Raw genomic sequence first — 20,330 nt, 5'->3', positions numbered from 1 at the left:
AGAAAATGAACGATATTATAAAAATACTTACCAAAGATGTTGAGGCTTTAGAGAAAAACTATGAAGCATTAAATATGGATGACAAAGTAGCTGTTAAGTCATTTGAGGATGTTGTATTAGAGTTATTGGCAAGACTTAAACGTAACCAAGACAAGGAAGGCAATGAAGATTTAGAAGATGATTTAGAAGATTTAATATATAGGGTAATATTAATTCTTGGTCAATTAGATTTGTTAGAAATTTAAGACTTGAGTGATTTATAAACTTCAATAGTTTTTTTTGCTATGATGTCCCAATTATAGGTATCGTGCATTAACCTAGAATTGTCAATCAATGCTCCTGAAGATTCTAAAGCGTTTAAAATAGACTTGCTAAGGGCTTTAATATTTCCAACTTCAAAATAGTGTTTGTCTTCTAAAGCGACTTCTAAATTTGCAGGAATATTACTTACCAATACATCGAGATTATAGCTCATGGCCTCTAACAAGGCAATAGGTAAACCTTCATGGTAAGATGGCATAATAAATAAGCGCGCATGCGAAAAAACCTGATGTAATGCTTCGCCTTTTATAAATCCGGTTAAAACAATACCAGCTTCAATAGCTTGTTTTTTTAAATGTTTACTGTATGAAGTTTCATGGTCGGCATCACCAACCAAAACTAATTTATAAGGAGTATTTATAGCTTTGTAGGCCTCAATTAAATCCGAGAAGCCTTTCTCTTTAACAAATCGCCCTACTGCGATGAGGTATTTATCCCGCTCTAAACCCTTAGATTGTATATAATCACTTTGAGTTGCTCGCTCAGGAATATTAACTCCGTTGTAGATTAAGAGCGCATCATTCCTATGATATTTCTTTTTGAGTATATTATTTATAACATTAGAAATAACGATAACCTTATTTGCTGTTTTTGTCCCAAAACGCTCTCCGGTTTTAAGCAATGTCTTAGCAGCCTTTCCCCATTTTTGACGATCATAATCTGGGCCATGATTGGTAACCACCACTTTTAATCCAAATAACCTTGCTAAAGGGGTTAAAAGCATTGGACCCACAGCATGTATATGAAGCACATCGGGTCTTTTACAAGCCGCGTATAGGACACCTAAAAAGGTATGCACTATAGCTTCTAAAGATTTTAGCTTAGGCGCATAAATGTGCTTTAAAGACACACCTTTATATACGTTTACCGTTTTATCCACAACATACGGAGTTCTGGTAATTACAGTAACATTATGACCTTCGGTGACTATTCTTGGGTAGAGCTGTTCACTATGGGTTTCTACACCGCCTAAAATATTGGGAATACCTCTGGTACCAAGGACAATAATTTTCATTTAGTAAACATGCAAAATAGGGTTTTTAGCAGACCCCTTTTTAATTAAAAATTAGAGGGTATTAACATCTACTTCTCTTAAATCTCCTTGTAAAGGATCTTGGCCAACGTCAGCATGAGGGAAATGCTCTTTACAAACAGGTTTACCAATAATACTTTTAATTTTATTTTTAACCACCCATTTGGTTGGATGCTTTATGTATTTTTTCATTACTGGCGCAGCGGTACCAACCATCCAACAGTTTTTAGGGCATGTTCTTACTAAGCCTCTAACCTTATCTGCTTGTTCGCTATACCAGAGGTCCTCAAAAGAGTCGTAATCACGGATATTACCCATAGATTCTTTCCAATATTTTTTCTCTAAACCATTACAAGGATACACATCACCGTAAGGTTCTATGAAAAAATTCACAGTACCTGCCTCGCATGGTAACATTCTTTTATTACCTTTTATATAATTGATAAGCCCTAAATTAAAATAAGCTCTGTACCAACTTTTAGGATTATTATCTTTAAGTAACATATCTATTAGCTGCTCAAAGTTACTTATCACCTCGTCTTTATTGGTAACTTCATTGTCATCTTTATGAAAGTAAAATGAATTATGGAATGTGGCAGTGGCAAACTCCATATCAATCTGCTTACTTAATTCATATAAATTGATAAGATCATGAGAGTTTTTATTAGATACAGTCATTCCAAATCCAATATCCTTAATTCCCATTTCTTTTAATCCCATTAAAGTTTTTAGACCTCTTTGAAACCCGGTATCTCTTCCTCTTAAATCATTATTGATTTCCTCCATTCCCTCTAAACTTACACGCACACCAATATTAGGAAAGCGTTCAGCCATTTTAAGAATTTTATTGGTATGCCAACCTGCAGTAGAAATTACCACACGATCACTTTTCTTATACATTACCTCTATGATGTCCTCAATATCTCTACGCATAAAAGGTTCACCTCCAGTAATATTAGTAAATTTAAAGTTTGGTAACTTTTCTAAATCCTCTGCGGTTAACTCGTATTTTTTATTTGTAGGGTTTCTCCAAATATCACACATTTTGCATTCCATATTACAACGATATGTTGTGATAATAGAAACGTCAGTAGGCATTTTTACTTTACTCATAATTCTTCTTTTCTATTTTTTAAAACTTTAGCAGGGACTCCACCAATAACTGAATAAGCAGGGATGTCTTTTGTAACAACAGCACCTGCGGCAATAATACAACCATCTCCTACTTTAACACCAGACATAATCGATACATTTGCCCCTATCCATACATCGCTCCCTATAACGGTTTTTCCTTTGGTAACACCTTGGTTTTTAATTGGTATTGCAATATCGGCATAATTATGGTTTTCTGAAAACACATTTACTCTTGGTCCAAAAATAACATTATCACCAATCTCTATGTCTCCTCTAACACCTATAAAACAATAATGATTTATACCAACGTTATTTCCTATTTTAAGGGAATTGCCAACATTTCTTAATACCCCAGTGCATTCAATTATAGCATATTTTCCTAAAGTGAAATTATCACCAATTTCTACACCCTCATAACTTAAGGCATTAATCAATGAGCTTTTCATTAAGTTAAAACCGCTTCCTACTTTTACCTTGTGTCCAAATTGAATTTTAGCACCAGGCTCGGCAAAAATAATTCCCTTGCTGGATTTTAAAAAAGGTTTAATAAACAATGTACCTCTGATTGCAGAGAACCCTTTAGATATCATTATTGATAAAAATTCCCGTAAAGAAAAAGGGTAAGATAGAGTGTGCTTCTCTTTCTTAATTTTTGACAAGAAAAATTCAATTATCTTGTATGCTTTCATTAAAATATTGCTAGATACCTGATTAAATGCAAAGTTAGGTTAAATATTTAAATTTAAATATAACAACTAAAATATTTACTAACTTAATCTTGAAAGGTTTTTCTATTTTTGTTTTTTATAAACTAATGTTTAGCAGATTTTTTAAATAGTTTTAGAATATAAGTTTTTATACTCTACAAGAAGATGATTGCATTAAGTAGATTAAGATTAAATGAGTAGACTAAGTCAGCGTGGATATTCGGGCTATTTAAGACCCATTTCTTATTTAATTGATTTAAGTATTATTAATGGTGTAGCATACTTATTTCTTTTAAAGAGCGAAATGCATATTATAAACAGCGACGGAACACTAGTCTTTTATGTCTTCATTTCTTTAGGGTGGGTTTTACTTTCTACTTATACAAAATTTTACAATGTATATCGTTACACCCGACAAGTAGATATTCTTTCACTGATATTAAAACAATCAATTTTATTTTTACTTTTTGTTTTTGCCTTTTCTGGACTTTACCATGAGCTTAAAATATACCCAAGACCTATTGTTAAGTATACCATTTTATGTTTTTCTTTAATTACTGTTTTTAAGTTAGCTGTTTATTATTTGCTCAGAAAGTATAGGGTTTCTTTTGGTAGAAATTATAGAAAAACAGTAATACTAGGATTAAACAAAAAAACTGGCGCGCTTGAAAATTTCTTTAATGATAGCCCTCATTATGGCTATTTACATAAAAGAACATTCAATTTTAAAAACAAGGAAGAAAGGTTAGACGAGTGTTTCAATTATATCCTTAGCGAAAGAATTGATGAAATCTACTGCTCAATTTCTGAACTCACCAATTCGCAAATCGCAGATATTGTTGACTTCGCTGACAATAACCTTAAGATTTTAAAATTTATACCAGACAGTAAAGAAATCTATTCAAAAAGACTTCGATACGAATACTATGATTACATACCTGTACTTACACTAAGAACTATACCTCTTGAGGATTCTGCAAATATGGTTATAAAGCGCGGATTTGATATTTTGTTCTCTAGTATTGTTATTGTTTTTATTTTATCTTGGCTTACACCACTAATTGCTATATTTATTAAATTAGAATCTAAAGGTCCGGTATTTTTCAAACAGTCTAGAAATGGCTTTAACTATAGAGAATTTGATTGTTATAAGTTTCGTTCAATGACACCTAATAAGGACGCTAATTTATATCAAGCCACAAGAGATGACCAGCGTGTTACTAAGGTAGGTAGATTTATAAGAAAGACCAGCATAGATGAACTACCTCAATTCTTTAATGTACTATTTGGGGATATGTCTGTTGTTGGCCCAAGACCTCACATGGTTAGCCACACAAACATGTATGCTAAGAAAATAGATAAATTTATGGTAAGGCATTTTGTTAAACCAGGAATAACAGGCTTAGCACAAGTAAGTGGTTTTAGAGGTGAAGTAGAGTCTGACAAGGATATCATTGGACGTGTTAAATATGATATCTTCTATATAGAAAACTGGTCATTACTCTTAGATATAAAAATAATAGCCCAAACCTTTGTTAATGCTATAAGAGGTGAGGATAAAGCTTATTAGAGACTCTTCTTAAGCGTATTTATTTGGGCTAAATAATCAAAGCTTTTATAAGCCTTTGATTGTATTTCCTTTTTAGTATTAATATTCAACTCAGCTTTATCAATTGACTTAATTACTGTATTTAAGTGGCTGTAGTTTCCTGCTTCTGCTACCCAACCTAAACCATTATCTTGTATAATTGTTTCTCCTTCACCGCCACCAAAGTATAGCATAGGTAGCCCGAGCTTAGCATACTCAAAAATTTTTGATGGTACAGATCCATAGATTCTATTTAAGAGTGGAATTATAGCAATGTCATATCTCAGTAATTCATTATGTAGTTCTTTTCTGCTAACTCTACCATAGAAATAAACAGGCAACTCCTTATTGGCATTAACAAAAGACTCTATTTCGTTTTCTTCTGCACCAGAACCATAAATATGTAGTTCAATACAGTCATAATTTAAGTTCTGACATAATTTTAAAATGCCTTGAGCTACACCCAAAAGACCAGCATAGACTATTTTTAGACGCTCACCTTTATGGTCATTTTCTGTTAAATTATTAATAACTATATCTGGATAGTTACGATAAAGAAACAATTCTGATTGCGTTGTAACCGTTTTAATATGTGTTAATATTTCATTACTTTGTCCTAATACTAAATTGGCATTTTTGTAATTAAAATGCTCTATTCTTTTTAAGACCTTATAGCTAAAGTTTTTTTTCAAAGCTCCTAATTCAAAGCCAGCACTAGGCCATAAATCACTTACATTTAAAACTAACCGTCTGTTTTTAGACCTTAAAAAAAACATACAGGTAAAAGCAACAAGTAAAGGTGGCGATTGTACAATAACTTTATTCGGAATTTTATTCCAAATAAAAAACCACACCAAACTTATACTGTAAGATAGCATTGCAAACAAGCGCAAAAACTTATTTTTAGATTTACTGGCATAGAGCCAGATTCTATTAATTTCTATACCGTTATCAATAGACTTAGATTTGATTTTTCCTTTATATTCTAAAAAAATTTTACCAGTAGGGTAATTGGGAAGCGGTGTAACTACAGATACTTTATACGTATCCTTTAACCCATTTGCTAAATGATAGATACGGTTAGATGCCGCACCAATCTCAGGCGGAAAGTAGCTCGTAATAATCATTAGTTTTTCCATTGTGCTAATTAATAAAGGAGGTAAATTGTTTTAGTTTCCCCGACTTTGAACGATTTAGTCTATTAACACGTTCAAAGCTAATAGAAATTCCAGGTTCTAAATAGCGTGTCATTTCTTTTGTAATCAACTTTTTTTTATCCGATGAGAGCATTTCTCTACTAACAAACTTTATTACAAAATGATCTAGCGTAGTTTGTTCTATTATAAATTCAGAAACATTACCATCGTTTTCAATCACACTTTTAGTAATATAATAAAATGTAAGGCCAGCCGCTTTTTTACCGCTTGGTAAAATGGCAATATCATTAGTTCTGCCAATAAGCTTTTTTAAAATAGGTTTGCTTACACTACTTTTTTCAGATAAAACTCCAATATCACCAATATCGTATCTAATAAATGGATGTGCTTTATTATATAATGATGTTATTACTATACGACCTTCTTTTCCATAAGGTAATACATTATCATTATTATCTAAAATCTCAATATACAGTGTTTCGCTGTTTAGCTGCCATTCATTATTTGTATTTTGAAATGCAATTAGATCTAATTCTGAAGCTCCATACTCATTAACCACAGGTACACCAAACTGTGTTTCCAATAATATTTTATCGTTATCAAATAACATTTCTGATGTTACAATACAAACCCTTAAGCTTGGGCATATATCTTTTAATATTACATCTTTTCTCAGTAAATACTTGGCAAACTGTACAACCGGACTTGTATAACCGTTGATATATTCAAAACGTGATGCTTTAAATTTTGCTAAAACTTTTTTAAAAGCAGTATCGCTTAAATCAAAGACAGAGAAGCGATAACGATTACTAAACCAATCCTTCAATCGCTCTTTGTAATAGCTTTTTTTATCTAGAGGAATACCATAAAAACGCGCTTGCTTAGAAGAATTAAAATCTATACCAAACCAAGAGAAACGATTCATAATCACAGCCCAGGTTAATGCATGGCACCTTTTGTCTTTTGCGAAAATGAAAGGATCACCCGAGCTACCAGAGGTTTTGTTTATATATACATTTTTATAACTATAGTTATCACTCAACCTTTGTTCTAATGGCTGTTGTAAATGACGTTTGGTCATTACTGGCACAGAAGTCCAATCATTAATATCTATAGTTTGTCCAAAAGATTTGTAAAATGAATTGTACTGCAAATGATAAGAGATAATTTCTTTTTTCTTGTCATTTACATAATCATTAAATGCTAAATCATCTTGAACCTGAATCTTAACCAAAGCAGCTTTTGCTCTGTTTATATCAAAGCCATTAATTCTTAAAGAAAAGTCAAATAGTCGCAAGATGTTTATGGCGAAAAAGGTTTCCGTAAATTAATTGTTTTTTCATCTTAAAACCAATTATTTTTGCCCAAAGAAATTTTAAGCATGAATATTTTAGTACTTGGTTCTGGAGGAAGAGAACACACATTTGCATGGAAAATTGCGGAAAGCAACCATTGTAAGCAGCTATTTGTCGCGCCAGGAAACTCTGGAACCGAAGCTATAGCTACCAATATAAATATAACGGTAACAGATTTTGAAGCCATTAAGGAAACAGTCATTCAAAACAATATTGATCTCGTTGTTGTTGGCCCAGAGGACCCCTTAGTGCAAGGTATTCACAATTTCTTTTTGCAAGATGAAGCGATAAAGCATGTAACAGTAATTGGTCCTCAAAAAGCCGCGGCAGAATTAGAAGGGAGTAAAGAGTTTGCTAAAGAATTTATGATGCGCCATAACATTCCGACAGCAGCTTATGAAAGCTTTACAAAGGACAATGTTGAAGAAGGGTATAAGTTTTTAGAAACGCTTAATCCCCCATATGTTTTAAAAGCAGATGGATTAGCAGCAGGAAAAGGTGTTTTAATCTTAAATGATTTAAATGAAGCCAAAACAGAATTAAAAAGCATGCTGGTCGATGCTAAATTTGGGACAGCCAGTACCAAAGTGGTCATTGAAGAATTTTTAGACGGTATAGAATTAAGTTGTTTTGTTTTAACGGATGGTGAAGACTATAAAATTTTGCCAACAGCAAAAGATTACAAAAGAATTGGAGAGGGAGATACGGGTTTAAATACAGGCGGAATGGGCGCAATTTCACCAGTTCCTTTTGCAACAAAAGATTTTCTGGATAAAATAGAAAACCGCATTGTAAAACCTACGGTAAAAGGCTTAAAAAAAGACAACTTACCATACGTTGGCTTTATTTTTATTGGTTTGATAAAAGTCGGTGATAATCCAAAAGTGATTGAGTATAATGTAAGAATGGGGGACCCGGAAACGGAAGTTGTTTTACCAAGATTAAAAACGGATTTGGTCGAAATTTTTGAATCAATGGGAAATCAAACACTATCTCAAATCAATTTAGATGTAGATGAGCGTGCGGCTACAACCATAATGTTAGTATCGGGGGGCTACCCTGAAGCTTATGAAAAAGGAAAGGAAATATCGGGTATAGAAAATGTTAGTGATTCAATTGTATTCCATGCAGGCACAAAAACTCAAGATGGAAAAGTAGTAACTTCTGGGGGCCGCGTAATGGCTATAACCTCTTATGGCAATACGTACCGTGAAGCCATAAAAAAGTCTTACCAAAGTATAGAGTATCTACATTTTGATAAGATGTATTATCGTAAAGATATAGGATTTGATTTATAGGTAAGAATGTGAAGTAACACTCTTGTCCTCCTCATTGTTAGCATTGTATTTCGCTAATTGCATCATCCAATACACAAAAGCAACTAATCCAATAAGCATAAAAATCCATGACATTATATTGGCTCCAAACCAGCTTTCTAATTCCAAAGCCCTTAAAGCATCAAAAGGAGCAAATAAAACATCTACAAATAAATCTTGTATGGCGTAAAAGAAATCTTTCATAACTTTACTCGCTAAGCGAGATTTGAATTTTATCTATTTTTAATAATATAGCTGATACAAATTAAATTATTTTAATTCTTACATCAGCTAATCTAAGTTGCAAAAATACAAAAACAGTTAATGATTACAAGCATTTTTAGTAAATCCAAACCCATAAACTTCATTATAGTGGTTGTTTTTGTTATTTTAATTTTTGTAATTTCAAGTGTTGATGTGCTTTTTAATGAATTTAATGAGACCTCAAAAGCATTTATTAGGCTAATTGTAGTACTTTTTTTAATCTTTCTTCTAGATTTTATCATCTCAAAAAACAACCTTGCTAAAAAAAATAGTTATGCTATAATGACTTTTGGTTTGTTGTTTGGAATGTTTCCCGAAGCACTAAAGCATTCTAATTTTCTATTTGCAAACTTATTTATCCTTTTTGCTTTACGACGCTTAATAAGCTTGCACTCTAACCTGCACATTAAGAAAAAACTGTTTGATGCTGGTTTTTGGATTATGTTGGCAACACTATTTTATTTTTGGGCGATATTATTTTTTGCGTTGGTTATAGTAGCTTTAATTTATCATTCGCAAAATGATGTTAAAAACACCATTATTCCATTTGTAGGAGTAGCAACAGTGATTGTTTTATTGTTGGTATATAACACTATTGTTTACAATACTTTTATTAGACCGTCAAATCTTGAACGCTTTGCCAGCTTAGACTACACACCATACAATAGCAAAGCACTTATTCTAAAATTTACTGTTTTATTTGCTTCTTTTATCTGGATAGTGATATACTTTTTTAGAACCTTACCAGACAAAAACAAAAAATTAAGACCTTCGTATTTTCTTATTGCATGGGCTTCTATCATTGCTGTTTTAGTAGGCATCATTGCGCCTGTAAAAAACGGAAGCGAGTTTTTGTTTTTATTTGCTCCGTTTTCAATAATTATGGCAAATTATATCGAAGTGGTTTCTGAACGTTGGTTTAAGGAAGTGTTTATAACGCTCTTAATTATCACACCAATAATAAGTTTATTGCTGTAACTTATTCCCAAAAGCCAAGTCACCAGCATCGCCCAGCCCAGGAATAATATACCCTTTGTCATTTAAAGTCTCATCTACATCAGCAATCCAAAGATGGGTATTATCACTAAATTCACTTGTAACATAATCTACACCTTTTTGTGCACCAATTACACTAACTAAATGCACCTCCTTTGGAGTGCCAAATGGTTTTAAAGCCTCAAATGTTGCAACCATAGATTGCCCGGTAGCCAACATAGGATCTGCAAGAATTAGTGTTTTATTTTCTAAGCTAGGGCAAGCTAAATACTCAACTACAATTTCAAAACTCTCAGGATTATGCTTGTGCTGTCTGTAAGCTGAAATAAAGGCATTTTCAGCAGCATCAAAATAATTAAGTAAACCGCTATGAAGCGGCACACCAGCTCTTAAAATAGAGCAAAGTACAATATCATTTTTATGTAATTCTGTTTTAGAAACACCTAAGGGGGTTTCAACGTTATGCGATTCAAAATGAAGTGATTTACTCAATTCAAAACCTAGAATTTCACCAATACGCTCAATATTACGTCTAAAACGCATACTATCTTTTTGAATGGTTTTATCTCTAATTTCAGCAATAAATGTATTTAATATAGAAGGTGTTTCTGAGAGGTTATGAATGTGCATATTAAGAATGTTAGTTCAGTGGCTAAGTTAATAATTCAAAGTATATTTGCATATTCTAAAATTGATTTAATATGTTTTCAGATAAGGCAAATGCAATATTTCAAGAGGTAATAAAAACTTACAAAGTCTTAAATACAGTTGACCAATCTTTTACAAACACGTATAATAAAGATGAAGACCTTATCGCGCATTTGTTGTACAGAAAATGTTGGATAGATACAGTTCAATGGGCCTACGAAGATATTATTAGAGATCCAAATATAGACCCGGTTGCCGCACTGAAATTAAAACGTATGATTGATGCCTCAAATCAGGATCGAACAGATACTGTTGAATATATAGATAGTTATTTTCTAGATAACTACAAAGATGTTGAGGTTAAGTCTGGTGCAAAAATTAATTCTGAAAGTCCAGCCTGGGCTATAGATAGATTATCAATTTTGGCCTTAAAAATATATCACATGCATCTCGAAACAGTAAGAGATGATGCATCCGAAGCTCATAAAGCAGCTTGTCAAAAGAAATTAGATATACTGTTAGAACAGCGAAAAGATTTAAGTACGGCTATTGACGATTTATTGAATGATATTGCTAATGGAGACAAATACATGAAAGTCTATAAGCAAATGAAAATGTATAATGACGATGAGCTTAACCCTGTTTTAAGAGGACAGAAGTAATTTGTCGTCCTGAACTTGTTTTCAGGATCTCATTTACTGAAACAAATGTCAAATCCAAAACACATACTCGTCATAAGATTTTCAGCTATGGGAGACGTGGCTATGACAGTTCCTGTGTTAAGAGCACTGACAGAACAATACCCCGAATTAAAAATCACTATAGTTACCAGAGCATTTTTTAAGCCATTCTTTAAAGACTTAAACAATGTTGAGGTCTATGCTGCAGATTTAAAAGGAAAACACAAAAACATAATAGGGCTCTATAAATTATCCAAGGAGCTTAAATCACTGAACTTTGACTCTGTAGCTGACTTACACAATGTCTTACGAAGTAAAATCTTAAAATTCTTTTTTACAGAGAAGACTGTAGTACAGATTAATAAGGGTAGAGCAGAAAAAAAAGCTTTAATCACAGGGAAAATATTTGAACAACTAAAAACCACACACCAACGATATGCTGATGTGTTTAAAAAACTAGGTTACCCAATTAAATTATCCAATCCATCATTTCCTAAAAAAGCAGACTTAACTTCAAAATTGAAAGCCTTCATATCTAATTCTGAAAACAAAACCATAGGAATTGCACCTTTCGCGGCCCATAAAAGCAAAATGTATCCATTAACTCAAATGAAAGACGTTATAAAGCAACTTTCAAAAGAGTATAATATTATTTTGTTTGGCGGAGGAAAAGAAGAAGTTAAAATCTTAAACCAGTTTGAAACGGACTATGAACATGTCCATTCTGTCGCAGGAAAACTGAATTTGGGAGAAGAATTGGCTTTGATTTCTAATCTAGATGTAATGATATCTATGGATTCTGGTAATGGGCATTTAGCCGCAATGCTCGGAATAAAAGTTATTACTATTTGGGGCGTGACTCACCCTTATGCAGGTTTTGTGCCTTTCAATCAACCCCAAGATTATACTTTAGTAGCAGATAGAAAACAATATCCATTGATACCAACATCGGTTTACGGAAATAAATTTCCAGAAGGTTATGAGAATGCAGCTGGTAGCATTTCTGTTGAACGCATATTATCTAAGATAGATTCTTTGGTATCTGACAAAGAAGAAATTTGACACCTAGTTTCTCTATTTACACATCATCATAATCTACAACAACCGAAGCCGTTATGGGATGTGCTTGACAGGTCAACACCAAACCTTCGGCAACTTCATTATCTGTAAGGATATTATTTTGTCTCATTGTAGCTTCACCTTCAGTTAATCTAGCGATACAACTACTGCAAATTCCACCTTGGCAAGAGTATGGTGCATCAATATCTTGTTTTAACGCGGCTTCTAAGAGTGAGTCCTCTTGTGACATTGTAAACTCAAACTCTTCTTCATCAACAAGCACTTTGATTTTTGAACTTCCATTAGGCACATCAATATCCGCTACGTTTTCTGTTTCAACAGGAGCAGTAAATAATTCGAATAAAATGTCTTTCTCTTTTACGTTATTTTCAACCAAAACATCCTTAACAGTATGAATCATTTGTTCTGGTCCACAGAGATAGAATGTTTCAATAGTTACATCTTTGTATTTGTTTTTTATAATGAGGTTGACTGTGCTTTTTTCAATACGGCCAAATAATGCATCTTCTTCATTTGCTTGACTGTATATAAAATGCACATGGATACGATTACCATAGGTGTTTTTTAATGCCATTAACTCATTAAAAAACATGGTGTCATCTACAGACTTATTACCATAAACTAATATAAAGTTGCTAAAGGGCTCATCTTCGAGCAGTGTTTTAGCAATACTTAAAATGGGTGTAATTCCACTACCAGCAGCAAAAGCAGCAATGGTTCTGGTTTTGGCTTCATTGGCTTCAAACACAAAACGACCATTAGGTTCTGCAACTTCAATAGTATCACCTGCTTTTAATGTCTCATTTGCATAAACAGAAAATGTACCGCCTTCAACCGCTTTTACAGCAACAGTAAGCTCGTTACTATTTTTAGAAGAACAAATAGAATAATCTCTTCGTATATCTTCTTCATTTATTGTGGTCTTTAGAGTAATATACTGACCCGCTTTAAAGGTAAAAGTTTCTTTTAGGTTTTCGAGAATATCAAAGGTAATCGCAACAGATTTATGAGTTACGTTATCTATAGATTTTATTTTGAGTGTATGAAAATGCGACATAGCAATAAATTTTGGCAAAAATAGTGAATCTAAGGCAAGACCAGCAAGGATTACCTAACCTTCTGGACCTAAAATTTTCATAAAAATGATGAAATTTTCATATGTTAAAATATACATAAGATTATTATGCATAAGAAAATTATGTATAAATTTGTGTAGCTAAGTCAAAAAATCAATGAGTAACTCTAAATTATATAAAGGAAGTTTAAATACCATCATTTTAAAGTTACTTAATGAAAATGATAAAATGTATGGTTATGAGATTACCCAAAAAGTAAAGGCATTGACCAAAGGGGAGCTTAATATTACGGAAGGAGCACTATATCCTGCGCTTCATAAGTTAGAAGCAGAAGGGCTTTTAGACGTTGAGGTTGCAAAAGTTGATAACCGATTGCGGAAATATTATAAGCTTACGGAAATAGGTACTAAAGAAACCGTCAATAAACTCAATGAGCTTGCTGATTATATCAAAACCATGCAGGCTTTAGTAAATCCAAAATTGACTTGATTTATGATAACATTAGATAAGGAACAAATACAGTTCATAGATAAATACCTTAAAGACAAAGGTATTGGCTATTGGGATATTAGATTAGAAATGACGGATCATATTGCTTGCGAAATGGAAAGTAAAAGCGGGAGTTATGATTTTCAAACGCTTTTTATGCAAATTTTAGATCAATTAGGTTGGCGTGGGGATTTAAAAGCTTATGAAAAAAGAAGGTTAAGACTAATCAATAAAAAGATTCGCAAAAAGTACTTTTCATATTTTACAGGTCTTTTTACTAGCATTAAAACCTTGACACCTGTAGTGTTTTTTGTATTTGCATATTATTTAATATTTCAAAATTTTTCAAGTAAAGTATTCAATATCATTAGTCTTATGTTATTTGGGTTGCCAATTGTTTATTTTACAATTCATTATGCTTATATGTCTATTAAATTTAAAAAATCTGGCTATCTGTTATATGGCTATTTCTATATTATTTTTTCTATGTTAATGTCTAATCTGTTTTATCAATTACCAAAACTAGGAGGTGCGTTTGAGGTTTCGGAAGTAGTTAGACAAAACATAATATTTTTTACAACGATTTTTAATGTGTTATTGATTTTTTCGGGTGTTAAAATTTATTTGGAAACCACCAGACAATACAAAAATTTACAAAACAAACTAACGTCATAGATATATCTGGTTTTTAAATGAAGCTCACCAAACTACAAATAAATCAACTCTATTCCTTTACCCAAAAGCATTATGTAGAGTGGTACGATGTGCAAACCGAGCTTGTTGATCATTTAGCAAATGGTATTGAAGCACAATGGAGGGATAACCCAAATATTCCTTTTGAAAAAGCACTAAAAACAGAATTTAAAAAATTTGGAGTTATGGGTTTTGGTAATGTTATTGAAGAAAAAACCAAAGCATTAAATAAAAGATATTGGCGTTTAATCTGGAAAAACTTTAAAGACTTCTTTATTCTACCTAAGATCATATTAACACTATTTTTAATTTGGTTGTATTACAAAACGTTATACTTTTCTATGGAGTACCATAGTAATTGGTTAGTTATACCAACACTAACCGTTTTATTTGGATTCCCATGGTACTTTTGGATTAAGGAATTTAAGCGTTCTAAGCGACTAAAAAAACAGACAGGGAAAAAGTGGTTGTTTGATAACACGATTTCTCAACTAGGTGGTCTGGTACATGTCATGAATTTTGCCATTTATTTTCAGGTCTTTTATCAAAATGAGCAAACATGGCCCGTAAGCATGTCTGTTGTATTTTCTATATGTACAGTATTAATAGCAATGCTAATTTACATAGCAGTATATGTAGTTACACCAAAGCTTAGATATCAGATGGAGAAACACTATCCAGAATATAATTTTATTTATTAGATGTAACAAATTCAACTAAAACCATACTAACCCATCACATAAACTAACCAAAAGCTATGATAAAGCATTTTCTGAATTTAGAATGGAAAGCATTTACACGATCTGCTTCATTCCAAGTGAACTTAGCACTTAAGATTTTAATGATTATTGGTGCTTTTTTTATGATCTTATATGCTTTGGGCGCAGGGGTTTTTGCATATTATGGCATAGAAAAATTTATAGACCCAGAACCATTAAAAATTATTAATAAGTTTCTTATTTTTTATTTCATAGGTGATTTAGTTTTTAGGTATTTTTTACAAAATATGCCTATTGTAAACATTAAACCACTACTTTATTTACCATTAAAAAAGAATCAAGTTGTGAAATTTGGAATCAATAAAACAATGATTTCATTTTTCAATATTTGGCATGCTTTCTTTTTTATTCCTTTCTCAATTGTACTGCTTAAAGAAGGGCATTCATTTATAAATGTAGCAGGATGGCATATAGCAATGCTTGCGCTTTTTTATTGTAATAATTTCATAAATATATTTGTAAACAGTAAAGACACGGTGTTTTATTCTATTCTTGGTATTATTGTAACTTTAGGTGCGTTACTGTACTTTGATATTTTTGATATTACACAATTTACAGCACCAATATTTTCTGCATTTTATAACCAGCCTTACCTGTCAATAATCCCAATAATATTAGCTTATATATTGTACTCAATGGCATTTAAATATTTTAGAAAGAACTTTTATTTAGATGCAGGATTGGCTAAAAAAGTTGAGATTGCAGAGACAGATAATATGACATGGCTAGATCGTTTTGGAAGTGTCTCAACGTTTTTAAAGAACGACATAAAGCTCATAAAACGAAACAAACGTTCAAAAATGACCATCTTTATGAGTTTTCTGTTTATTTTTTATGGTCTATTATTTTTTACAGGAAGTATTGAAGCATATGATGGCCCATTTTGGAGAATTTTCGCAGGTATTTTTGTTTCTGGCGGCTTCTTGTTTAGTTTTGGTCAGTTTGTGCCAAGTTGGGATAGCGCATATTATCCACTCTTAATGAGTCAGAACATAAGATATAAAGAATACCTAGAGTCCAAATGGTATCTTATGGTTATTGCCACAATTTTTTCTACGATTATTGCGTCGTTTTACCTCTATTTTGGCTGGCAAGCATATGCCGCTGTTGTTGTAGGAGCTATATATAATGTTGGCGTAAACTCGCACATGGTACTTTGGGGTGGAGCTTATATAAAAACACCTATAGATTTATCTTCAGCAAAAAAAGCATTTGGTGATAAAAAGTCTTTTAACCTAAAAACATTATTACTAACTATTCCCAAATTACTATTACCTATGTTGATTTATACTGCAGGTCACTTTATCCAGGGTGAAGTTTTAGGCTTTGTTTTAGTAGCTGTATCTGGATTAGCAGGATTCTTATTTAAAAACAAAGTATTCACTATTATTGAAAAGATTTATAAATCCGAGAAGTATAAAACTTTAGTAGCATACAAACAAACTAATTAGAATTATGATTATTACATCAAATTTATCAAAAACATATAGCGGTAATACGGTTTTAAAAATCGATGACCTTAATATTCCTAAAGGCCAAAGCTTTGGTTTAGTAGGCAATAATGGTGCTGGAAAAACCACTTATTTCAGTCTTTTATTAGACTTAATTCAGCCAACAACAGGGCATATAAAAAACAATAATGTATTGGTACATGAGAGTGAAGATTGGAAACCATTTACTTCGGCTTTTATAGATGAAACTTTCTTGATTGGCTATTTAACCCCTGAAGAATACTTTTATTTTATTGGTGAATTACGCGGCCAAAACAAAGCCGATATTGATGCTTTATTAAAGCAATTTGAAAGCTTTTTTCATGGTGAAATCCTTAAACAAAAAAAATATCTTAGAGACTTAAGTAAAGGAAATCAAAAAAAAGCAGGTATTGTTGCTGCACTTATTGGTAATCCTGAAGTCATAATTTTAGATGAACCTTTTGCCAATTTAGACCCAACAACGCAAATACGCTTAAAGCAAATTTTAAAGGACCTGGCTGAGAAACAAGGGGTTACTGTATTGGTGTCTAGTCACGATTTAATGCATGTTACAGATGTCTGTGAGCGTATCGTTGTTTTAGAAAAAGGGGATATTGTTAAGGATTTAGAAACCAATCCAGCGACTTTAAAAGAATTAGAAGCACATTTTGCTAGTAATATGGTCACTTCTCAAGAAGAAGAATAAAAAACCCAATCATAATTATTTTAAGCCCGTGATTGCATTTGTAATCCCGAGCTTTTTTATTTGGTTAAGCATTGCTATACCTCGAAAAACTCACAAATAACACCAAAAATTGAAAAAGATGTTTATTTTTACCACTTAACACACTAAACACCTAATAGTTTAGTTATCTATTAATCAAATAGAACCAACGTTGAAATTTAAGATTAAGCACATATTATGTCTTTTTTTAATGACGATTATCGTCCAAAACTGTTCACGCAAAAAAGACACATTTATTAATAGAAACTTCCATGCCTTAGGTACTAAGTATAATATTCTCTATAATGGAAATATAGCTTTAGATAGAGGGAAACTTGCGGTAAATGATGCATTCACCGAGAATTTCTGGGAACTACTTCCTGTGGAGCGTATGAAGGTGAGTGAAGATATATTTCTACCTGGTCAATCTAAAAATGCCGATTTTGAACGCGCAGAAGAAAAAGCTATTAAAGCGATTCAAAAGCACGGTATGAATATCAATGGGAAAGAAAAAAACCCACAAATTGATGAAGCGTACTTGCTTCTGGGTAAGGCCCGTTATTACGATCAACGCTTTGTGCCGGCACTTGCAGCATTTAACAATATCCTTAATAAATACCCAACAAGCGATAAAATTAACCAAGTAAAAATTTGGCGCGAAAAAGCAAATATGCGACTCAATAATGACGAAGTTGCTATTAAAAAGCTAAAACGCTTACTGGAAGAAGAGGAAATTGAAGGTCAGGATTTAGCTGATGCCACAGCAGCTCTGGCACAAGCCTACATCAACACAAAATCTAAAGACAGTGCTTTGGTAGAGCTAGGTATAGCAGCAGAAAACACTAAAGTTAAAAGCGAAAAAGCCCGATATCATTTTATTAGAGGACAGCTTTACAATGAGTTTAAGAAAAAGGATAGTGCTAATATGGAGTTCGATGCCATTATAGATATGCACAGACAAATTCCAAGAGCTTTTTACATTAACGCCCACTTAGAGAAATCATATAACCATGATGTCCTGGATGGAGACGATATTGAGTTTCAAGAATACCTTACTGAGTTAGAGGAAAATCGTGAAAACAGACCTTTTCTTGATAAGATTTATTATCGTATTGCAGAATACCATCGCAATAAAACCTCTGATAGCCTAGCAGAAGCCTACTACAATAAATCCCTGAGAAAAATCACTTCGGACAAATACCTAAGAGCACTTAATTATGAGACACTAGGTAACATGTATTTTGATAAGAATATCTATAAAACGGCAGGAGCATATTATGATAGTACCATGACGGCAATGGTACAAAACTCTAAACCATTTAGAATAATTAAGAAGAAACGCGAGAATTTAGATGATGTCATCTATTACGAAGGTATTGCGGCAACCAACGATAGTATTTTAAAAATGGTAGCGCTTCCAAAGGAAGAACAACTAGCCATATACACAGCATATGCAGAGCAACTAAAACAGCAGGCTCTAGAGGAAGAACAGCGTAAAGCAGAAGAGTTAGAGAAACGATCATCTCAGGCAGCCACTTCAAACAATGGCATACAAACTAAAAACCCAAGATCTGGAATTAATCAAAAAGATAATCCAGGTGAATTTGCTTCCAAGAGCAGAAGCATAAGTCCAGTAGCGGGAAACAAGAGTAGTTTTTACTTCTACAACCCAACAACGGTTGCTTATGGTAAAAATGAATTCCTAAAAATTTGGGGGGATCGAAAATTACAAGATAATTGGAGACTATCAAATCAACGTACAGGTATCGCCAATACTGTTAAAAATAATGCTGTAGTATCTACCTCAAAAGACGACGACAAGCGTTTTAATCCAGAAACGTATTTGGCGTCGTTGCCAACAAAACAAGTAGAGATTGATAGTATAGCCAAGGAACGCAATTTTGCCTACTATCAGTTAGGTATTATCTACAAGGAGAAGTTTAAAGAGTTAGAACTCTCTAAATCTAGATTTGAAGATTTATTACAAAACAATCCTGAAGATCGCTTAATATTACCTTCAAAATACAATCTGTATAAAATTTATGTAGAATTGGGTTTAAACAGAAAAGCAGAAGCTATGAAAGCGGATATAGTAGCCAATTATCCAGAATCTCGATATGCCGAAATTTTGCTAAATCCGCAATCAGAATTGGCTAAAGACGAAAATAGTCCAGAGGTTATTTACACCAACTTATATAAAAAGTTTGATAATCAAGAGTACCAGGCTGTTATCAATGAAGCCGAAATACAGATTAAACGTCTCGAAGGAGATGGCTTCGTTCCTAAATTCGAAATCCTTAAAACATCTGCTAAAGGTAGACTTTATGGGTTTGAAGAGTATAAAAAAGGAATTGACTACATAGCGTTGACATATCCTAATACAGAAGAAGGAAAAAAAGCGCAAGACTTATTACAAAATGCTATACCAGTTCTTGCAAGGAAAGAATTTGTACCAGACGATAAACCAAAAAACTTTAATGTTATTTATACATTTCAAAAAGGTTCGGATGAAGATATAGATGCTTTTATTAAAGTACTGGATGAAGAAATTGAGGCAAAGATTAAATATTTTGACCTAACAACTTCAAAAGATGTATATGATGAAAATACAATATTTGTGGTTGTACACGGTCTAAAAAGTATTCAAGGAGCAAGTGGTTTTGCACAATTATTACAATCTGACGAAAAGGACAAACGCGGAAGACCAGTAAAACCAAAAATCACAAAAGAATATTTTGCAATTTCCTCACCAAACTATGCTATTATTCAACGTCATAAAAATTTAAATGCTTATTTAAAATTAGAGTAATTAAAACCA

20 protein-coding genes are annotated in these 20,330 nt (G+C 32.5%); 12 read left to right on the top strand and 8 right to left on the bottom strand.

Translation table 11 applies throughout. The features are described from left to right. Positions 1-5 precede the first annotated feature (5 nt). The gene (locus Q0912_RS10535) at positions 6-245 is read left to right on the top strand and encodes a hypothetical protein (RefSeq protein ID WP_299114831.1); all 240 of its coding nucleotides are present in this window, start codon (positions 6-8) and stop codon (positions 243-245) included. On the opposite strand, the gene Q0912_RS10530 is transcribed toward Q0912_RS10535, so the two are convergent. The 3 genes from Q0912_RS10530 to Q0912_RS10520 are packed head-to-tail and all read right to left on the bottom strand — an operon-like array spanning position 242 to position 3,078. Further along, complete coding sequence (locus Q0912_RS10530) at positions 242-1,336, bottom strand: glycosyltransferase family 4 protein (protein ID WP_299114829.1); 1,095 nt, start codon at positions 1,334-1,336, stop codon at positions 242-244. The two genes, Q0912_RS10535 and Q0912_RS10530, sit on opposite strands and share 4 nt — an antisense overlap. A gap of 51 nt (positions 1,337-1,387) precedes the next feature. After that, positions 1,388-2,467, bottom strand: coding sequence for a radical SAM protein (locus tag Q0912_RS10525; RefSeq protein WP_299114827.1), 1,080 nt, complete (start codon positions 2,465-2,467; stop codon positions 1,388-1,390). Next, positions 2,464-3,078 (bottom strand): acyltransferase, encoded by a 615-nt coding sequence (locus Q0912_RS10520; RefSeq protein ID WP_299114825.1) that lies wholly within the window; start codon positions 3,076-3,078, stop codon positions 2,464-2,466. The genes Q0912_RS10525 and Q0912_RS10520 overlap by 4 nt, the downstream gene beginning before the upstream one ends. Positions 3,079-3,388: 310 nt before the next feature. On the opposite strand from Q0912_RS10520, the gene Q0912_RS10515 reads away from it, so the two are divergent. Beyond that, a complete protein-coding gene (locus Q0912_RS10515) occupies positions 3,389-4,765 on the top strand; it encodes an undecaprenyl-phosphate glucose phosphotransferase (RefSeq protein ID WP_299114823.1) in 1,377 nt (458 codons plus the stop codon). Here Q0912_RS10515 and Q0912_RS10510 read toward each other — a convergent pair. Both Q0912_RS10510 and Q0912_RS10505 read right to left on the bottom strand, forming a co-directional pair. Beyond that, positions 4,762-5,922: a glycosyltransferase family 4 protein gene (locus Q0912_RS10510; RefSeq protein WP_299114820.1), complete on the bottom strand. Its 1,161-nt coding sequence runs from the start codon at positions 5,920-5,922 to the stop codon at positions 4,762-4,764. The genes Q0912_RS10515 and Q0912_RS10510 overlap by 4 nt on opposite strands. 4 nt (positions 5,923-5,926) lie before the next feature. Beyond that, positions 5,927-7,237: a phenylacetate--CoA ligase family protein gene (locus tag Q0912_RS10505; protein WP_299114818.1), complete on the bottom strand. Its 1,311-nt coding sequence runs from the start codon at positions 7,235-7,237 to the stop codon at positions 5,927-5,929. Between the two features lie 84 nt (positions 7,238-7,321). Here Q0912_RS10505 and purD point away from each other — a divergent pair, with 84 nt between their 5' ends. Beyond that, positions 7,322-8,593 (top strand): phosphoribosylamine--glycine ligase, encoded by a 1,272-nt coding sequence (gene purD / locus Q0912_RS10500; protein WP_299114816.1) that lies wholly within the window; start codon positions 7,322-7,324, stop codon positions 8,591-8,593. On the opposite strand, the gene Q0912_RS10495 is transcribed toward purD, so the two are convergent. After that, positions 8,588-8,815 (bottom strand): uracil phosphoribosyltransferase, encoded by a 228-nt coding sequence (locus Q0912_RS10495; RefSeq protein ID WP_299114814.1) that lies wholly within the window; start codon positions 8,813-8,815, stop codon positions 8,588-8,590. The two genes, purD and Q0912_RS10495, sit on opposite strands and share 6 nt — an antisense overlap. Positions 8,816-8,935: 120 nt before the next feature. On the opposite strand from Q0912_RS10495, the gene Q0912_RS10490 reads away from it, so the two are divergent. Then, a complete protein-coding gene (locus Q0912_RS10490) occupies positions 8,936-9,853 on the top strand; it encodes a DUF6427 family protein (protein WP_299114812.1) in 918 nt (305 codons plus the stop codon). Here the strand turns inward: Q0912_RS10490 and upp are convergent. Continuing rightward, the gene (gene upp / locus Q0912_RS10485; RefSeq protein ID WP_299114810.1) at positions 9,842-10,501 is read right to left on the bottom strand and encodes a uracil phosphoribosyltransferase; all 660 of its coding nucleotides are present in this window, start codon (positions 10,499-10,501) and stop codon (positions 9,842-9,844) included. The two genes, Q0912_RS10490 and upp, sit on opposite strands and share 12 nt — an antisense overlap. 71 nt (positions 10,502-10,572) lie before the next feature. Between upp and Q0912_RS10480 the strand changes: the two genes are divergently transcribed. Beyond that, positions 10,573-11,181, top strand: a complete 609-nt coding sequence (locus Q0912_RS10480) for a DUF4254 domain-containing protein (RefSeq protein WP_299114809.1) — start codon at positions 10,573-10,575, stop codon at positions 11,179-11,181. Between the two features lie 45 nt (positions 11,182-11,226). Continuing rightward, a complete protein-coding gene (locus tag Q0912_RS10475; RefSeq protein WP_299114807.1) occupies positions 11,227-12,261 on the top strand; it encodes a glycosyltransferase family 9 protein in 1,035 nt (344 codons plus the stop codon). 16 nt (positions 12,262-12,277) lie between these two features. Here Q0912_RS10475 and Q0912_RS10470 read toward each other — a convergent pair whose 3' ends face one another. Then, entirely contained in the window at positions 12,278-13,336 is a 1,059-nt protein-coding gene (locus Q0912_RS10470; RefSeq protein ID WP_299114805.1) for a ferredoxin--NADP reductase, read from the bottom strand. A 175-nt stretch (positions 13,337-13,511) separates the two neighbouring features. Here Q0912_RS10470 and Q0912_RS10465 point away from each other — a divergent pair, with 175 nt between their 5' ends. From Q0912_RS10465 to Q0912_RS10440, 6 genes are all read left to right on the top strand, one after another. Then, positions 13,512-13,844 carry a PadR family transcriptional regulator gene (locus Q0912_RS10465; RefSeq protein WP_299114803.1) on the top strand — a complete coding sequence of 111 codons (333 nt, stop codon included), beginning with the start codon at positions 13,512-13,514 and terminating at the stop codon, positions 13,842-13,844. A gap of 3 nt (positions 13,845-13,847) precedes the next feature. Next, positions 13,848-14,519, top strand: a complete 672-nt coding sequence (locus Q0912_RS10460) for a hypothetical protein (protein WP_299114801.1) — start codon at positions 13,848-13,850, stop codon at positions 14,517-14,519. 17 nt (positions 14,520-14,536) lie between these two features. Further along, positions 14,537-15,238, top strand: coding sequence for a hypothetical protein (locus tag Q0912_RS10455; protein ID WP_299114799.1), 702 nt, complete (start codon positions 14,537-14,539; stop codon positions 15,236-15,238). Between the two features lie 56 nt (positions 15,239-15,294). Further along, on the top strand, positions 15,295-16,767 hold the full coding sequence (locus Q0912_RS10450) for a DUF5687 family protein (RefSeq protein WP_299114797.1): 1,473 nt from the start codon (positions 15,295-15,297) through the stop codon (positions 16,765-16,767). Between the two features lie 4 nt (positions 16,768-16,771). Continuing rightward, positions 16,772-17,494, top strand: coding sequence for an ABC transporter ATP-binding protein (locus Q0912_RS10445; protein ID WP_299114795.1), 723 nt, complete (start codon positions 16,772-16,774; stop codon positions 17,492-17,494). 229 nt (positions 17,495-17,723) lie between these two features. Next, entirely contained in the window at positions 17,724-20,321 is a 2,598-nt protein-coding gene (locus Q0912_RS10440) for a hypothetical protein (protein ID WP_299114793.1), read from the top strand. The last annotated feature ends 9 nt before the right edge of the window (positions 20,322-20,330 follow it).

Source organism: uncultured Winogradskyella sp. (assembly GCF_947498345.1).
Taxonomy (GTDB): Bacteria; Bacteroidota; Bacteroidia; order Flavobacteriales; family Flavobacteriaceae; genus Winogradskyella.
The sequence above is the reverse complement of the archived record's forward strand: the minus strand, read 5'-3'. Positions and strand labels throughout refer to the sequence as shown.

Excerpts from the sequence above, each read along its gene's own strand:
- Q0912_RS10535 (WP_299114831.1), top strand. The coding sequence starts at position 6 with ATGAACGATATTATAAAAATACTTACCAAAGATGTTGAGGCTTTAGAG.
- Q0912_RS10530 (WP_299114829.1), bottom strand. The coding sequence starts at position 1,336 with ATGAAAATTATTGTCCTTGGTACCAGAGGTATTCCCAATATTTTAGGC.
- Q0912_RS10525 (WP_299114827.1), bottom strand. The coding sequence starts at position 2,467 with ATGAGTAAAGTAAAAATGCCTACTGACGTTTCTATTATCACAACATAT.
- Q0912_RS10520 (WP_299114825.1), bottom strand. The coding sequence starts at position 3,078 with ATGATATCTAAAGGGTTCTCTGCAATCAGAGGTACATTGTTTATTAAA.
- Q0912_RS10515 (WP_299114823.1), top strand. The coding sequence starts at position 3,389 with ATGAGTAGACTAAGTCAGCGTGGATATTCGGGCTATTTAAGACCCATT.
- Q0912_RS10510 (WP_299114820.1), bottom strand. The coding sequence starts at position 5,922 with ATGGAAAAACTAATGATTATTACGAGCTACTTTCCGCCTGAGATTGGT.
- purD (WP_299114816.1), top strand. The coding sequence starts at position 7,322 with ATGAATATTTTAGTACTTGGTTCTGGAGGAAGAGAACACACATTTGCA.
- Q0912_RS10495 (WP_299114814.1), bottom strand. The coding sequence starts at position 8,815 with ATGAAAGATTTCTTTTACGCCATACAAGATTTATTTGTAGATGTTTTA.
- Q0912_RS10490 (WP_299114812.1), top strand. The coding sequence starts at position 8,936 with ATGATTACAAGCATTTTTAGTAAATCCAAACCCATAAACTTCATTATA.
- upp (WP_299114810.1), bottom strand. The coding sequence starts at position 10,501 with ATGCACATTCATAACCTCTCAGAAACACCTTCTATATTAAATACATTT.
- Q0912_RS10480 (WP_299114809.1), top strand. The coding sequence starts at position 10,573 with ATGTTTTCAGATAAGGCAAATGCAATATTTCAAGAGGTAATAAAAACT.
- Q0912_RS10475 (WP_299114807.1), top strand. The coding sequence starts at position 11,227 with ATGTCAAATCCAAAACACATACTCGTCATAAGATTTTCAGCTATGGGA.
- Q0912_RS10470 (WP_299114805.1), bottom strand. The coding sequence starts at position 13,336 with ATGTCGCATTTTCATACACTCAAAATAAAATCTATAGATAACGTAACT.
- Q0912_RS10465 (WP_299114803.1), top strand. The coding sequence starts at position 13,512 with ATGAGTAACTCTAAATTATATAAAGGAAGTTTAAATACCATCATTTTA.
- Q0912_RS10460 (WP_299114801.1), top strand. The coding sequence starts at position 13,848 with ATGATAACATTAGATAAGGAACAAATACAGTTCATAGATAAATACCTT.
- Q0912_RS10455 (WP_299114799.1), top strand. The coding sequence starts at position 14,537 with ATGAAGCTCACCAAACTACAAATAAATCAACTCTATTCCTTTACCCAA.
- Q0912_RS10450 (WP_299114797.1), top strand. The coding sequence starts at position 15,295 with ATGATAAAGCATTTTCTGAATTTAGAATGGAAAGCATTTACACGATCT.
- Q0912_RS10445 (WP_299114795.1), top strand. The coding sequence starts at position 16,772 with ATGATTATTACATCAAATTTATCAAAAACATATAGCGGTAATACGGTT.
- Q0912_RS10440 (WP_299114793.1), top strand. The coding sequence starts at position 17,724 with ATGACGATTATCGTCCAAAACTGTTCACGCAAAAAAGACACATTTATT.